This is a genomic window from Ramlibacter albus, assembly GCF_014297445.1.
GTDB classification, from domain to species: Bacteria; Pseudomonadota; Gammaproteobacteria; order Burkholderiales; family Burkholderiaceae_C; genus Ramlibacter; species Ramlibacter albus.
The window spans coordinates 1308409-1322166 of the sequence record NZ_JACORU010000001.1; the positions used below are offsets into that span (position 1 = coordinate 1308409).

Here is a 13758-nt window from a genome sequence, read left to right on the forward strand (position 1 = left end):
GCGTCGGAAGCGCGCGCTTCCCGGAGTCAGCCGTGGCGCGCGGTGGATGGCGGGCCCAATAGCCGGTCCCGCCCGATTCCGGCAGGCTCCTACATGAGGTGCCCGTGGGCGGGCCTAGATTGCAGGGATGTTCGCGATCACCGAACCCGAAGGCCTCTCGCTGCGCGCGAAGGAGGATGGCTTCGAGTTCACCGCCGGGAAACTCGAGGCCGGCTCGTTGCGCGTGGCCACCGGGCCCTTCGTCCTGGAGGTTGCCCGTGCCACGCTGGACGATCTCGTCGCCAGCGCACGCCTCGAGGGCGGCACGCCGCGGATCGTCGCGCTCAAGGCGGCGAACGCGGAGCTTTCGGGCGTGAAAGTGCGCGGACCCGTCGTGCTGCCGGACCGCGTCGGCGCCGCGCCCGAGGACTGGTGCCTCGATCCACTGGCCACGGCCGACGGCACGATCAAGGCGCAGATCGTCGACGCGCACCTGATGTTCGATGCGGATGTCACCGTGCCCGTGCGAAGGGGCGAGGTCCACTTCAACGAAGCGAAGGTCGAGCACATCGGCCCGGACTCGCGCATGGGCGTGAGCCGAATGGGCATCTACGTGGACGCGGCCAACGGGCGCAGCTACCTGTACCAGTTCACGTCGTCACCCGTTGCCGGCGTGCAGTTCGAACAGCGCGGGGCCTTGCTCACGCCGTGGGTGTCCGACCGCGGCAGCCTGCGCCTGAAGGAGTTCGGCGAGGGCCTGCTGCGACAAGGCCAGGTGGGCCCTGGCATCGGCTTCACCGAGCAGGCGCGCCTGCTGCTGGACCGCACGTCGGTCACCGGCTTCCTGCAACTGGGCGACGGCAAGTTCGCGGTGCCCGGCGTGCATGCGGAGCTGGCGGGCCGCGCACAGCAACGCAACGTGGTGCGCGTGCACTCGGAAGCGGTGGGGCGCGGGATCACCGCCGAACTGGCGGCGCTGTCCGCCAGGGGCGCGTTGCTGAAGTTCAAGGACATGCAATTCGCCGCCGACGAGGTGGGCGGTGCGCTGACGTTGAAGCTGTTCGTGGAGAACAAGCAGGTGCGCTTCGAGTTCGAGGCCGCGAGCCTGAAGGTCACAGGCCTGCGCCTGGCTTAGCGGTCCCACGGCGCGACACGGCCGCCGAAGCGCTGCGCGAGGGAGTCGATCAGCAGCCGAAGCGCGAGCGGCTGGTGCTGCCGCGACAAATAGATCGCATGCACACCCATCAGGTCGAGGTCCATGCCGGGCAGCACCTGCTTGAGGCGCCCGCTGCGCAAGTCGGGGCCCACGAGGTACGTCGGCAGGATCGCGATACCCGCGCCCGCGAGCACGGCGCTGTGCAGCACGCCCGTGTCGTTCGACGAGAACTCCTCGGCGCCCGCGCGCAACTGCGCCGCGCTCACCTCCGCATGCCCGAGGCAGCGGTGTTTGTGCAGGTCGATCGCGCGCCGCGGCGTGCCGTGCGCCTTCAAGTAGGCAGGTGCTGCACACACGACCGAGCGGCACGACGCGAGCCGGCGCGAGATCAGCGTGGGCTCCAGCGTGTTGGTGATGCGCACCGCGAGGTCGATGCGTTCGGCCGCGAGGTCGACCGCGCGCTCGGCGATCATCAGCGAGATGCCCACCTGCGGGTGCTGCTGCTGGAACTCCACCAACGCGGCCGACAGCTGCGCCTGCGCGAACGAGGGCGAGGCCGCCACGCGCAACCGCCCCTTGGGCTCGCGCCCCGCCGCGCCAGCGACGCCCTGCACGTCCTCCGCGGCTTCGAGCAGCTGTCGGCACGACGCGAGCGCCGATTCGCCGGCATCGGTGAGGCTGATGCGCCGCGTCGTGCGATGCAGCAGCCGCGCGTTCAACCAGCTCTCCAGCGCCGCGAGGTAGCGGCTGACCATCGCCGTGGACATGTCCAGCGCATCGGCGGCGCGCGTGAGGCTGCCCTGCTCGACGACGGTGACGAACACGCGGGTGGCGGTGAGGCGGTCCATTCTCGATTGCAACGATCGGTGCAACAACCATTCTACCGATCCGCTGTTTATCTACCGGATCGCGGCAAATACATTGGGCGCTCCTGCCACCCAACCGACGAGAGAAACACCATGTTCAAACTGATTCGCCACCTCGTGCCCGCCGTCTCGCTGGGCGTCGTTGCCGCCGGCGCCGCCGCGCAAACGGCGCAAACGCCGCTGACGGTGAAGGTCTACAACGCCGATGCCAACAGCTTCCACGTGAATGCCGTCGTGGTCAGCGGCAAGACCGAAGCGCTTGTCATCGACACCGGCTTCACCCGTGCCGACGCGCTGCGCGTCGCCGCGAACGTGCTGGACAGCGGCAAGACCCTCAAGACCATCTTCATCAGCAACGCCGACCCCGACTTCTACTTCGGCGCCGAGACGCTCAAAGCCGTGTTCCCGCAGGCGCAGGTGCTCGCGACGCCGGCCGTGCGCGAGAGGATCCAGTCCAAGCTCGCGGGCAAGGTCGCTTTCTGGGGCCCGAAGATGGGCGCTAACGCGCCGAACCAGCCTGTCGTGCCGGAGGCGATCACGGGCACGACGCTCACGGTTGACGGCGAGATGGTCGAAGTGCGCGGCACCACGGGCGCACTCGCTGCACGCCCCTATGTGTGGATCCCCTCGATCAAGGCCATCGCGGGCAACATCGCCGTCTTCAACAACCTGCACGTGTGGACCGCCGACACGCAGACGCCGGCCGAGCGCCAGGCGTGGCTGGCGCAGCTCGACGAGATGCTGGCGCTCAAGCCCACGCTCGTGGTGCCCGGCCACATGGCGCCCGGCGCGGCGCTCGATGGGACTGCCATTACCTACACGCGCGACTACCTCAAGCGCTTCGAAGCCGAGCTTCCCAAGGCAGCGGGCAGCGCTGCGCTGATCGACACGATGCAGCAGGCCTACCCGCAGGCGGGCCTGGGGATCGCGCTGGACATCGGCGCGAAAGTGAACAAGGGCGAGATGAAGTGGTGAGGCGCCGGTACGCTGATATGCGCGTCCGGATTGGTGTAAAGTAAGGAATCCTTACTCAAAGGGTAGCCGTGCTCGCGAAAATCACCTCCAAGAACCAGCTCACGCTGCCGAAAGCCGCCGTGGCTGCCGTCGGGGCCACCGAGTACTTCGACGTGGAGGTGCGCCAAGGCCAGATCGTCCTCACGCCGGTGCGAATCCAGCGCGGCGATGCGATTCGTGCCAAGCTCGAAGAGCTCGGTTTGACGGATGCCGACGTCGCCGACGCGGTGAGCTGGGCGCGCTCGGGTTCCACACAGCACATGGTTGCGGAGCCAAGGCCCGCATACGGCACTCCCACCAAGAAGCAGTCGCGTCGCAAATGAAAGCGGCACCTCGCGTGGTGCTCGACACGAATGTGGTGCTGTCCGCGCTGCTGTTCGGCGGGGGGACGGCGCGCCGCGTGCGAAGCAACTGGCAGTCGGGTGCCTTCGTGCCACTGGCGAGCCCGGAAACGGCGCGCGAGCTGGTGCGCGTGCTGGCGTACCCGAAGTTCAAGCTCGCCGGTAGCGAACAGGAGGAGCTGCTCGCCGACTACATCCCGCACGTGCAGGTGGTCCACATCGCGGACCCACCGCCGCAGGTGCCGCGCTGCCGTGATCCGTACGATGTCGCCTTCCTTCAGCTCGCAGTCGCCGGCAAGGCACAGATGATCGTGTCGGGCGACAAGGACCTGCTGGCGCTCGCAGGCGCCAAGGGCCTCTGCCCCATCCTCACGATCGATGCATTCTGCGGGCAGGTGCTCGGCGACGAAAGCTGAAGCGAGACGCTACTTCGTCGCCGCCTTCGCAGCCGGCTTCGCGCCCTTCGGCTTGCGCGCCGCCTCGATCGCGGCGGCCTGCTCGGCATGCTTCTCGGCGCGCGAACGCCGGGCCTTCGGCTTCTTCACCTCGTCGTGCTTCTTGTCGGCCTTGGGCTTGTCCTTGGCCGTCGGGTGGTGCGTGCGCACCAGCCGGTCGAGCGCGCTCGGCCGCGGCAGCAGCGCCTGCGCCTTGCGCTTCTCGCGCTCTTCCTTGAGCTGCTTGCGCTCGTCGATGAGGGCCTGCTCCTCCTCGGTGGGCTGCTGGCTGGCGCCGCGGCTCATCATGGCGCGGTGCAGCGCCTGGCCGTTGCGGGCAATCCGCTTGCTCATCGATGCAGTACGAATCGGCATGTCGCGTACCTCCTGGTGGGCGGACAGCCACTTTAGGCGATGTCGGCCTTCGGCGCCAGCCGGCAGGGCAGCCGGATCATGAACTCGGAGCCCTTGCCGATGCCGCTGCTGCGCGCCTGCGCCACGCCGCCGTGCAGCTCGGCGATCTGGCTCACGATGGCCAGGCCCACGCCCAACCCGCCGGGCACGAGCTCGCTCGCGCGCCGCTCCTGCGTGAAGAGCTCGAAGATGCGGGACAGCGCATCGGGCGCGATGCCGATGCCGGTGTCCTGCACCCGCACGACGATGTCGTCCACCTCGCGCGTGGCCTTCACCCAGATCGAGCCGCCGCTGGGCGTGTACTTGATCGCATTGGTCAGCAGGTTCGAGACGGCCTGGCGCACGCGGTCGGCGTCGGCGACCAGCCGCAACGGCTGGGGCGGCAGCACGCATTCCAGCTTCAGGCCGTGTGCGCTCGCCTCTTCGGACATCCCCGCGGCCGCTTCCTCCAGCAAGGTGCGGATGTCGAACTCCGTCGGCCGCAGCTCCAGCTTTTGGTGGTGCAGGCGCGAGACGTCCATCAGGTCGGCCGTCACGCGTTCGAGCACGCTGACCTGGTTGTCGATGATCTGCGCGAGTCTCTGGACGCGCTCGTCCTTGCCGCTCGCGGCCAGGATGGCAGCCGCATTCCTGATGGGCGCGAGCGGGTTGCGCAGCTCGTGCCCGAGCGTCTGCAGGTAGCTGCTGGTGCGCTGCATCGCGGCTTCCACGGCTTCGAGCTGGTTCTGGCGGTGCTCGGTGCTCATGCGCAGGTCCGTGCGGTCGCGCAGGATCTTGATGTAGCCGCACAGTTCTCCCGAAGGTTCGCGCACGGCGGTGACCGTGCCCGACACCCAGATGCGGATGCCGTCCGCGCGCACGTGCCAGCGGTCGTCGTGCGAGAAGCTGTCGCGCCGTGCCACCTCCAGCTCGTGCCGGTCCAGGCCGAGCTGCAAGTCTTCCGCGACGAAGAGCGTCGAGGTGTCGCAGCCCACGATCTCCTGCTCGCGGTAGCCGAAGATCTCCTCCGCGCCGCCGTACCAGCCCACGATGCGTGCTTCGGGGTCGATCAGCACGATCGCGTGGTCGCGCAGGCACGGCAAGCCGAGCTCGAGGATGCGTTGGGCCTGTGCCGTCACCTGCGCAGTCTGCGGTGCGTCTCAGCAGCGGGTGGTGGGCCGCCGCTGGGTTCCGGCGTCGGACGCTACATACAAACCCGGCCTGCCTCGCAAAAGGTTGGCGCCGCCCCACTTGCGCGGGAGCGGCGCCTTCGCGCCATTGGCCTGGCGCTACAGATGCGCTCGGGGGCGCATCCTTGAACCGGTGGCACCTTGTCGTTGTTCTTGTGCCTCGTTGTTTGCAGTATGCGCCTCGCCACCCCGCTGACGTTGTCGCCGGTCAAGAAACCTGCGCCGCCGCGCGCGGCATGGTGCAGTACGCCGAAAGTGCGTCTCGGGTCATCCCGGTTGGTGCCGCGGCCCGCCTGCGTTGAAATGAGCCCATGCAATCCCTCGCCCAACGCCTGCGCCAGCCCGGCCTCATCGCCGCGCCCGGCGTCTACGACATGGTCTCGCTGCGTCTTGCTTCCACCTTCGGCTTCGACGCGCTGTACATGACCGGCTTCGGCACCGTCGCCAGCCACCTCGGCCTGCCGGACGCAGGCATTGCCACTTACACGGACATGGTGCAGCGCGTCGGCGCCATGGCCCGGATGGCGGGCGCGCCGCTGATTGCGGACGGCGACACAGGGTACGGCGGGCTGCTCAACGTGCAGCACACGGTGCGCGGCTACGAAGCGGCGGGCGCGGCGGCCATCCAGCTGGAGGACCAGGAATTTCCCAAGAAGTGCGGCCACACGCCGGGCCGGCGCGTGGTGCCGATGCAGGACATGGTGCGCAAGATCCGCGTCGCGTGCGAGTCGCGATCGAGCAAGGACTTCCTCATCATCGCGCGCACGGACGCGCGCACGTCGCTCGGGCTCGACGAAGCGCTGCGGCGCGCGCACGCGTATGCCGAAGCGGGCGCGGACATCCTCTTCGTGGAGTCGCCCGAAAGCGTGGAAGAGATGGAGCGCATCGGCCGAGAGGCGGGCAAGCCGCTCGTGGCCAACATGGTCGAAGGCGGGCGCACGCCCGTGCTGACTATGCCGCAGCTCGAAGCCATCGGCTACCGCATCGCGATTTTCCCCGTGACGGCGCTGCTCGCGGCCGCGGAGGCGATGCGTGCGGCGTACTCGCACATTCGCGCACAGGGTTCGTCCGAAGGCATGGCGGTGCCGCTCATGCCCTTCGGCGACATGACGAAGCTGATGGGCTTCGAGCAGGTGTGGGACTTCGACCGCCAGCATGCGGAAGACTGAAGACAACAAGGAGACAGGCATGACACACGAATCTCCGGCGCGCAGGCGCTGGCTCGCCGCCGCGCTGCTCGCGGCCACCGCACTCGCGCCCCTGGCCGCCAACGCGCAGGGCGCGTGGCCCGCGAAGCCGATCCGGCTGGTGGTGCCGTTCACGCCGGGTGGCGTCACCGACACGAGCGCGCGCGTGGTGGCGGAGTTCCTGGGCCGCCGCCTCGGCCAACAGGTGGTGGTGGACAACAAGCCGGGCGCGTCCGGCAACATCGGCATGGCCCTGGTGAAGGACGCGCCGCCGGACGGCTACACCCTGGCCCTCGCGTTCGACGGCACGATGGTGATCAACCCGCACGTGTTCGCGAAGCTGCCGTTCGACACGCTCAAGGACTTCACGTCCATCGGCAAGATCGGCAACGCGACGCTCATCCTCGTCGCGAACCCGAATGCGCCGGTCAAGAGCATGGCGGACCTCGTGGCCGTGTCGAAGGCCACGCAAGGCGGCCTCTCGTTCGGAACCTCCGGCACCGGTGGCACGCCGCACATCGCGGGCGAGCTGCTGAAGATGCGCACCGGCGCCAACCTCGTGCACGTGCCGTACAAGGGCGGCGGGCAGGCGCTCACCGACGTCATCGGCGGCAGCATCCCGCTCGTGTACACGGCCGTGGCAGGCGCGCATGGATTCGTCAAGGACGGCAAGGTGCGCGCACTCGCGGTGTCCAGCGCGAAGCGTTCGCCGTCGCTGCCCGACGTGCCGACGTTCATCGAGTCCGGCATCGCGGACTTCGTGGTGGATTCGTGGGTGGGCCTGCTCGCGCCGGCCCATCTGCCGCCCGCGATCGCCACGCGGCTCAACCAGGAGCTCAACGCTGTGCTCGCCGACCCGGAGGCGCAAGGCAAGCTGCGCACGCTCGGCATCGAGGCTTCACCCGGCACTGCGGCCGAGTTCCGCGACGAGATGGCGCGCGACCTCGCGCGCTATGGCGCCGTCGTGAAGGCCGCCGGCATCAAGGTGGAGTAAGGCCTCAGGCCTTCAGCTGCGCGACGAGCTGCCGCGCTTCCTGCGCGCCGGCCCGCGCGTTGCGGATGTGGCGCTGCGTTTCGACCGGCAGCTCGTCGGCGTTCTGGCCGTCCCACTTGTTGCGGCCCTTGATCGACAGGTTGTAGTAGATCGAGACGCCTTCGCGCACCTTCAGGGCGTGCTGCTCGGGCGAGAGCTTCAGGCCCGCAACGCGCCCGGACGCCCACTCGGCCGCGTCACGCATGTAGCGCGCGGCGCCGTAGACGGCTTGCACGGGGTCGCTCGGGTCTTCGATGCCGTAGGCCTTCGCGGTGCGCGGCTCGAACTGCGCAAGGCCGAGGTTGGGCGTGCCGTCCTTGCTGGCGCCGGTGCGCTGCACCCACGAGGTCTCGGCTTCGATGATGCCGTACACGTCTTCGTACGTAAGGCCGACCTCATGCAGGCCTGCCTCTTCGGCAGCGGCCTGGGCCAGCAGGATGCGGGATGCCTCATCGAGCGTCTGCACGGGCTTGCCGCCCCACTTGATCGTGTCGGTCTTCAGTTGCGCGCGCACGGTCTCGACATCCGTGGACTCGAGGTCGATCGCGGCCGGCGTGGCGGGCTTCAGGGCCGCGACCGCGGCGGCAGCGGTGACCGTTTTCACAACGGGGAACGACGCGACAGGTGCCACCGCAGAGCCATCGCTACCTTGGCTCGTCAGCGGCAGGGAAGCCAGCGCGGCGAGGGTGAGGGCGGCAGAGGCAACGAAGGTCTTCTTGAGGCAGGGCATGTGTCGGACGGTCTTGATCAGCGTGTAGGAGGACACTGATAGAGCGGTAGGACACGGGGGAGTTCTAGCTCAGCGTGCGTCAAATTCACGTTTTGCGGCGCCGCAAGCGGCGCTATCGGCAGTGGTAGATGCGCACGCGCGGGTCGCCGTCGTGGCTCACCGCGAATGCGTCGATGCAGCCCGTGTCCGGATCGATGCCGTACACGACGACGAACCCCGGCGGGTTGCCGCCGCCCGGGATCTGCATCACCAGCACAGGCCTGCCCTTGGCCGCAACGAGCTCGGAAAGCGTGTGGTTCTGCCACACGCTGTTCATCGCCGTCTCGCGCGCCTGGCGCGCCATGGGCGAGCTCAGGCCCATGAGCGGATGCTCCGCGGGCGGCGCGTGCCGGCACGCGGCCAGCGGCAACACGGCAACGCAAATCCATCGCATGACTGCACTGCGATCCATGCAGGCATTGGAGCAGAAGCCCATTCCCAATTGCAGGAAAGCGCCCGGATGTTTTCCCAGCGCAAACATGGCGCGCCACGGTGCATCAAGCACTTAGCGGCGTATCGCGCTCGGCATGCGTATTGCATCGAACGGGCTATTTCAACCCTGATGGAGCTTCCCCCATGAAATTCGCAGTTCAAGCCCTCGTTGCCGCCGTGGCGCTCGGCGCCGGTGTGACGGCGATGGCCGCCGACGGCAAGGCCGTCTACGAGAAGACGTGCGTCGCGTGCCACGCGGCCGGCGTCGCCAACGCGCCGAAGCTCGGCGACAAGGCCGCCTGGGCCCCGCGAGTGGCCACGGGCAAGGCCGCGCTCGTCGCGTCCGTGAAGACCGGCAAGGGCGCGATGCCCCCGAAGGCCGGCAACGCCGCGCTGACGGACGACGAGATCACCGCCGCCGTCGACTTCATGCTCGGTTCGGTCAAGTAAGCACATTCCAAGCGAGCCCGGAATTTGCCCGCCTCACCGGCGGGCATTTTTTTGACCGGCGTCAAGCTCAGTTCGGGACCGGGTGAAAGGCCTTGGCGATATAGGCGACCAGGGCGTCGATGTCTTCCTTCGGCATCACGCCGTTCCACGCCGGCATCGACGTGCCCGGCAGGCCCTGCGAGATGGACCGCGCAAGGCGCTCGCGCGTCATGCCCTTCATCTCGTCGCTGCTGGTCAGGTCGCGCGGGTGCGGCTCGAGGAAGCTGCCGATCCAGCTCTTGCTCGTGCCGTCGGCGGCGTGGCAGAACGCGCAGTTCTTCTGGAACAGGTGCTCGCCGCGCAGCTCCTTCGCGCTCGGGTTCTTCATCGCGGGCGCCTTGTCATGGACGAGGAAGGTCTGCGCGACGGGGTCGCCCGCGTGCGGCTTGCGAACGGGCACGCTGCCGTCGGGCTCCGAGAACGTGTGCGTCGCCGGCCGCTGCGGATGCGCGGCGCCCTGCGGCGCGGAGCGCGGCACGTCCTGGTGGCAGCTGGTGCAGTACGCGTCGCGCGGGTAGGAAACCGCGCGGGACTCCCAGACGGTGCCGGGCGTCTCCACGCGCCCATGGTCGTGGCAGGTGATGCACGCGGTCATGAAGAGTCGCTTGCCCTTCTGCTGCGTCTCGTCGAGCTTGTCCCACGGCGTGTCGATGGCGATGTCGCCGCGCGCGAACGGGAAGGCCACCGCGTTGCGCTCGTGGTTGGGCCAGCCGTTTTCCGCGGTGTGGTACTGCGTGTTGACGGCCTTGTTCCTCATGAACTCGTGCCGCACGAACTCGGTCACGGCGTGCATGTCCTGCGGCGAGATGATGCCCACGAAGCTCTTCATCGCGGTGCCGGGGCGGCCGTCCTTCAGCGCGCTCATCATGCGCTCGTAGGTCAACGTGTCGCCCGACACTTGCGTGAAGTCGCGCGGCTTGGGGTCGAGGTAGCTCGTGGCGAGCGTCTTCGCGTCGCCGGAGTAGCCGTGGCAGAAGTAGCAGCGGTAGTTCCAGACCTTGCGGCCCTGCTCCAGCACTTCGGCGCTCACCGGCACGGCGGGCGCAGCGCCGCGCACGGCGGCATGCACGGGCTGCTCCTGGCCGCAGCCGGTGAGCAGCCAGGCGGCACCCAGTGCGGCGAGCGCAGCGAGTGCCCTACTTCTTCTTCGCGACATCGCTGCCCGCAGTCTGGATGAACGAGCGGAAGACATACTCGGAGACATCGGCCATTTCCTGCGCCGTCAGCACCTTGTCCCACGCCGGCATCTCGGAGCCGCGCTTGCCCGCCGATACCCCGGCGTAGATCGCCGGGCGGTTGAGGATGCCGCGCGACTCTTCGCTCGTGAAGACCCGCGGCTTGGGGTTGATGAAGTACGCGCGCGGGCCCTGCCCGTCGCCCTTGGCGCCGTGGCAGGTCGCGCAGTTCGCGTCGTAGAACTTGCGGCCAGCCGCGATGTCGCCCTTGAGGTTGTTGGGGAACGGCAGCTTCATGTCGGCCTTGAATGCTTGTGCGGGCGCAGACGGTGCCGCCGCGGGCGCATTCACCGGCACGCCACGCGCATGGGTGCCGCTGATGCCGGCCAGGCCGTCCACACGCATGATCGACGTGCGGATGTAGTCCACCACCTCCTCGATGTCCTTGGGGCTGAGCTTCTGGCCATACGCCTGCATCGCGGTGTTGGGCTTGCCCGCGGCCACCGCGGCGATCATCCTGTCGCGCGTGAGTTCGGCCAGCGCCTGCGGCGAGGAGAAGTCGCGCGGGGCAGGGCGCAGGTTCGCGCTGGCCCACATGGAGCCCGCGCCGCGGTCGCCGTGGCACACGGAGCACACGCGCGCATAGACCTGCCGGCCGCGGCTCGCGTCGGTGACGCTCGGGCGCATGAAGGTGTTGCGCACGTAATCGACGACTTCGACGATCTGCTTGTCGTCCAGCTGCGTCTTCCACGCGGTCATGGCCGTGCCGGGCACGCCGCCCTTGACGGCGGCGATCATGCGCTCGCGCGTGAGCTCCTGCGCGCTTTGCGACGTGGTGAAGTCGCGCGGCGGCGGCTTCAGGCTGTTCTGCGCGCGGCTCTTGCCGTCGCCCGCGTCGCCGTGGCACACCGAGCAGTAGTTGTGGTACAGCGCGGCCGGCGTCTGCGGCGCCGCCGTGCGGTCGCCCGCGTGCGCTTCGGGCGCGGCCCAGGCGGCGGCCAGCACCAGCAGGGCGGCGGCAAGCTCGCAAACGCGTCGGGTCATCTTGTCGGCTCCATCGAACATGGGAACTCCACTGAGTTTGGAACCCCTAGTGCAAAGCCCATGCCACCCGTCAACTCCCGTGGCATGGCGCTTGCGTTTCGCCCGCCACCGCCATGGAGGCAGAGACGAACATGAGCCCGAAATTCCCGAAAACGCGATTCGCCTGCGCAGCACTGGGAATCGCCGTGCTGCTCGCCATGGGCGGCTGCGTCACCCAACCCACCGTTCCCGAGAAGAAGGCCGAGATCCCCGCCTTCCCGCCGCCGCCCGAGGCGGCGCGCATCGTGTGGGAACGCTCGATCCACAGCAGCGCCGACGTGGTGGACGACAGCAAGGACGGCGCGCTGCGGCGTTTCGTCACCGGCGAGGTCCGCGCGGGCGAGGGCCTCGACAAGCCCTATGGCGTGGCGGTGCGCAACGGCAAGGTCTACGTGGGCGACACGGTGGCTCGCAACGTGGTCGTCTACGACCTCAACGCGCGCAAGTTCACGCGCCTGGGCATCGAGGAGCCCGGCGGCCTGCGCATGCCCTTCGGCATCGACATCGACCCGCAGGGCAACGTGTACGTGCTGGACGGCACGCTCAAGCGCGTGCATGTCTACGACGCGAACGGCAAGTTCCTGCGCATGCTGGGCAACGACATGAAGTGGAGCCGCCCCGCCGGCCTGGCGCTGGACGCGAAGCGGCGGCGCATCTACGTGGTGGACGCCGGCGGCGTGGACAGCAACGACCACAAGGTGCGGGCCATCGACCTCGATACCGGCAAGGCGCTGCTGGAGATCGGCAAGCGCGGCGACGGCAACGGCGAGTTCAACCTGCCGCGCGACGCGGTGGTCGGTGCCGACGGCCTGCTCTATGTGGTGGACGGCGGCAACTTCCGCATCCAGGTCTTCGACGCCGACGGCAAGTTCGTCAAGACCTTCGGCGCGATCGGGCGACAGAGCGGCCAGTTCGCGCGGCCCAAGGAAATCGCGGCGGACAACGAAGGCAACATCTACGTGGCGGACAGCGCGTTCGGCAATTTCCAGATCTTCAACAAGGAAGGCCAGCTGCTGCTGGACGTCGGCTCGCGCGGCCCGCAGGACCAGCCCGCCAAGTTCATGCTGCCTTCGGGCATCGCGGTGGACAGCGACGGCCGCATCTACATGGTGGACCAGTTCTTCCGCAAGGTCGAAGTGTTCCGGCCCGCACACCTTCCGGCCAACGCGGCGTACGGAAAGCGCTGATGCGTTTCCTGCTTCTCGCAATGGACATCCGTGTTTTCCTGAATGTAGGAAGCCGCGGCCCCGGAAGCTTGACGCAGGTCAAGCAAAACGGCCCCGCGAGCGGTTTCGCGCGCTGGCACGCAACCTGCGAATCAGGCCCACATACCTACACCTGACATAGGAGAGAGAGATGGGCATCAAGAGCGATTTCGCGAAGCTGGTGATGGGCCTTGCCGTGGCAGTTGCCGGCATGGCCATCCACCTTCCCGCCGACGCGCAGATCAAGAACACGAAGCACAACCTGGGCACCACCACGGGCGGCACGGGGGTGAACAAGTTCGACGGCACGACGGAAATCTGCGTGTTCTGCCACACGCCCCACGGTTCGGACACCAGCGCCGTCGTTCCCCTGTGGAACCGCACGCTGCCCAACCCGAACACGTTCACCACGTATGACAGCCTGGGCACCTCCACGCTGGACGGCAAGACCGCGCCGGTGGGCTCCGTGTCCATCGCGTGCCTCTCGTGCCACGACGGCGTGACGTCGATGAGCGCGGTGATCAACGCGCCGGGCTCCGGCACCGCGGGCGACAGCGCCTGGCAGGCCGGCACCTGGTCCGGCGCCAACCAGACCGGCGGCGTCATGAAGGCCGGCATCATCGCCAACCTCGGCCAGGACCTGAAGAACGACCACCCGATCGGCATCCAGTACGGCGGCGGCGGCATCACGGCCACGTCCCCAGCGGCCGCGACGCGCGACAGCGACTTCAAGACTCCCGCCAACGCCAGCATCAACGGCACCACCGTGTGGTGGGTCGACACCGAAGCCACGCCGAACAACGCGCGCAACAAGACGGACATGATTCTCTACACCCGCGCACCCGGCAAGGGCTACACGGGCCAGACCGACAGCGAGCCCTTCGTCGAGTGCGCCAGCTGCCATGACCCGCACAGCACCAACGCCACGTTCCTGCGCATCGCCAATGCCGGCAGCGCCGTGTGCCTGGCCTGCCACGTGAAGTAAGAACCGGTTTCTGCAAGCGAGTGATTT

General features: G+C 68.3%; 16 protein-coding genes. 9 read left to right on the top strand and 7 right to left on the bottom strand.

The window, feature by feature from the left end; translation table 11 throughout:
- Nucleotides 1-127 precede the first annotated feature (127 nt).
- Complete coding sequence (locus tag H8R02_RS06070; RefSeq protein ID WP_187080416.1) at nucleotides 128-1114, top strand: hypothetical protein; 987 nt, start codon at nucleotides 128-130, stop codon at nucleotides 1112-1114.
- On the opposite strand, the gene H8R02_RS06075 is transcribed toward H8R02_RS06070, so the two are convergent.
- The gene (locus tag H8R02_RS06075) at nucleotides 1111-1983 is read right to left on the bottom strand and encodes a LysR family transcriptional regulator (RefSeq protein WP_187080417.1); all 873 of its coding nucleotides are present in this window, start codon (nucleotides 1981-1983) and stop codon (nucleotides 1111-1113) included. The two genes, H8R02_RS06070 and H8R02_RS06075, sit on opposite strands and share 4 nt — an antisense overlap.
- A gap of 111 nt (nucleotides 1984-2094) precedes the next feature.
- On the opposite strand from H8R02_RS06075, the gene H8R02_RS06080 reads away from it, so the two are divergent.
- The 3 genes from H8R02_RS06080 (at nucleotide 2095) to H8R02_RS06090 (ending at nucleotide 3772) form a co-directional block, all read left to right on the top strand.
- Nucleotides 2095-2976, top strand: a complete 882-nt coding sequence (locus H8R02_RS06080; RefSeq protein WP_187080418.1) for an MBL fold metallo-hydrolase — start codon at nucleotides 2095-2097, stop codon at nucleotides 2974-2976.
- A gap of 68 nt (nucleotides 2977-3044) precedes the next feature.
- Nucleotides 3045-3338: an AbrB/MazE/SpoVT family DNA-binding domain-containing protein gene (locus tag H8R02_RS30300; protein WP_187080419.1), complete on the top strand. Its 294-nt coding sequence runs from the start codon at nucleotides 3045-3047 to the stop codon at nucleotides 3336-3338.
- A complete protein-coding gene (locus H8R02_RS06090; protein ID WP_187080420.1) occupies nucleotides 3335-3772 on the top strand; it encodes a putative toxin-antitoxin system toxin component, PIN family in 438 nt (145 codons plus the stop codon). Before H8R02_RS30300 ends, H8R02_RS06090 begins: the two co-directional genes overlap by 4 nt.
- Before the next feature lie 9 nt (nucleotides 3773-3781).
- On the opposite strand, the gene H8R02_RS06095 is transcribed toward H8R02_RS06090, so the two are convergent.
- On the bottom strand, nucleotides 3782-4165 hold the full coding sequence (locus H8R02_RS06095) for a hypothetical protein (protein WP_187080421.1): 384 nt from the start codon (nucleotides 4163-4165) through the stop codon (nucleotides 3782-3784).
- Between the two features lie 32 nt (nucleotides 4166-4197).
- Complete coding sequence (locus H8R02_RS06100) at nucleotides 4198-5322, bottom strand: PAS domain-containing sensor histidine kinase (RefSeq protein WP_187080422.1); 1125 nt, start codon at nucleotides 5320-5322, stop codon at nucleotides 4198-4200.
- 362 nt (nucleotides 5323-5684) lie between these two features.
- Here H8R02_RS06100 and H8R02_RS06105 point away from each other — a divergent pair, with 362 nt between their 5' ends.
- Nucleotides 5685-6542, top strand: coding sequence for an isocitrate lyase/PEP mutase family protein (locus tag H8R02_RS06105; protein WP_187080423.1), 858 nt, complete (start codon nucleotides 5685-5687; stop codon nucleotides 6540-6542).
- Between the two features lie 19 nt (nucleotides 6543-6561).
- On the top strand, nucleotides 6562-7554 hold the full coding sequence (locus tag H8R02_RS06110) for a Bug family tripartite tricarboxylate transporter substrate binding protein (RefSeq protein ID WP_187080424.1): 993 nt from the start codon (nucleotides 6562-6564) through the stop codon (nucleotides 7552-7554).
- 4 nt (nucleotides 7555-7558) lie between these two features.
- Here H8R02_RS06110 and H8R02_RS06115 read toward each other — a convergent pair whose 3' ends face one another.
- On the bottom strand, nucleotides 7559-8323 hold the full coding sequence (locus H8R02_RS06115; RefSeq protein ID WP_187080425.1) for a transglycosylase SLT domain-containing protein: 765 nt from the start codon (nucleotides 8321-8323) through the stop codon (nucleotides 7559-7561).
- A gap of 112 nt (nucleotides 8324-8435) precedes the next feature.
- Entirely contained in the window at nucleotides 8436-8774 is a 339-nt protein-coding gene (locus H8R02_RS06120; RefSeq protein WP_187080426.1) for a hypothetical protein, read from the bottom strand.
- A 164-nt stretch (nucleotides 8775-8938) separates the two neighbouring features.
- Here H8R02_RS06120 and H8R02_RS06125 point away from each other — a divergent pair, with 164 nt between their 5' ends.
- Entirely contained in the window at nucleotides 8939-9244 is a 306-nt protein-coding gene (locus tag H8R02_RS06125; RefSeq protein WP_187080427.1) for a c-type cytochrome, read from the top strand.
- Nucleotides 9245-9311: 67 nt separating this feature from the next.
- On the opposite strand, the gene H8R02_RS06130 is transcribed toward H8R02_RS06125, so the two are convergent.
- Nucleotides 9312-10439, bottom strand: a complete 1128-nt coding sequence (locus H8R02_RS06130) for a c-type cytochrome (protein ID WP_187080428.1) — start codon at nucleotides 10437-10439, stop codon at nucleotides 9312-9314.
- The gene (locus H8R02_RS06135; protein WP_187080429.1) at nucleotides 10420-11502 is read right to left on the bottom strand and encodes a c-type cytochrome; all 1083 of its coding nucleotides are present in this window, start codon (nucleotides 11500-11502) and stop codon (nucleotides 10420-10422) included. The genes H8R02_RS06130 and H8R02_RS06135 overlap by 20 nt, the downstream gene beginning before the upstream one ends.
- Before the next feature lie 131 nt (nucleotides 11503-11633).
- Here H8R02_RS06135 and H8R02_RS06140 point away from each other — a divergent pair, with 131 nt between their 5' ends.
- Together H8R02_RS06140 and H8R02_RS06145 are read left to right on the top strand one after the other, a co-directional pair.
- Nucleotides 11634-12728, top strand: coding sequence for a 6-bladed beta-propeller (locus H8R02_RS06140; protein WP_255429158.1), 1095 nt, complete (start codon nucleotides 11634-11636; stop codon nucleotides 12726-12728).
- Between the two features lie 169 nt (nucleotides 12729-12897).
- Entirely contained in the window at nucleotides 12898-13731 is an 834-nt protein-coding gene (locus H8R02_RS06145) for a cytochrome c3 family protein (RefSeq protein WP_222622324.1), read from the top strand.
- The last annotated feature ends 27 nt before the right edge of the window (nucleotides 13732-13758 follow it).

Coding starts and splice junctions, on each gene's coding strand:
- H8R02_RS06070 (WP_187080416.1), top strand. CDS start 128: ATGTTCGCGATCACCGAACCCGAAGGCCTCTCGCTGCGCGCGAAGGAG.
- H8R02_RS06075 (WP_187080417.1), bottom strand. CDS start 1,983: ATGGACCGCCTCACCGCCACCCGCGTGTTCGTCACCGTCGTCGAGCAG.
- H8R02_RS06080 (WP_187080418.1), top strand. CDS start 2,095: ATGTTCAAACTGATTCGCCACCTCGTGCCCGCCGTCTCGCTGGGCGTC.
- H8R02_RS06090 (WP_187080420.1), top strand. CDS start 3,335: ATGAAAGCGGCACCTCGCGTGGTGCTCGACACGAATGTGGTGCTGTCC.
- H8R02_RS06095 (WP_187080421.1), bottom strand. CDS start 4,165: ATGCCGATTCGTACTGCATCGATGAGCAAGCGGATTGCCCGCAACGGC.
- H8R02_RS06105 (WP_187080423.1), top strand. CDS start 5,685: ATGCAATCCCTCGCCCAACGCCTGCGCCAGCCCGGCCTCATCGCCGCG.
- H8R02_RS06110 (WP_187080424.1), top strand. CDS start 6,562: ATGACACACGAATCTCCGGCGCGCAGGCGCTGGCTCGCCGCCGCGCTG.
- H8R02_RS06115 (WP_187080425.1), bottom strand. CDS start 8,323: ATGCCCTGCCTCAAGAAGACCTTCGTTGCCTCTGCCGCCCTCACCCTC.
- H8R02_RS06120 (WP_187080426.1), bottom strand. CDS start 8,774: ATGGATCGCAGTGCAGTCATGCGATGGATTTGCGTTGCCGTGTTGCCG.
- H8R02_RS06125 (WP_187080427.1), top strand. CDS start 8,939: ATGAAATTCGCAGTTCAAGCCCTCGTTGCCGCCGTGGCGCTCGGCGCC.
- H8R02_RS06130 (WP_187080428.1), bottom strand. CDS start 10,439: ATGTCGCGAAGAAGAAGTAGGGCACTCGCTGCGCTCGCCGCACTGGGT.
- H8R02_RS06135 (WP_187080429.1), bottom strand. CDS start 11,502: ATGACCCGACGCGTTTGCGAGCTTGCCGCCGCCCTGCTGGTGCTGGCC.
- H8R02_RS06140 (WP_255429158.1), top strand. CDS start 11,634: ATGAGCCCGAAATTCCCGAAAACGCGATTCGCCTGCGCAGCACTGGGA.
- H8R02_RS06145 (WP_222622324.1), top strand. CDS start 12,898: ATGGGCATCAAGAGCGATTTCGCGAAGCTGGTGATGGGCCTTGCCGTG.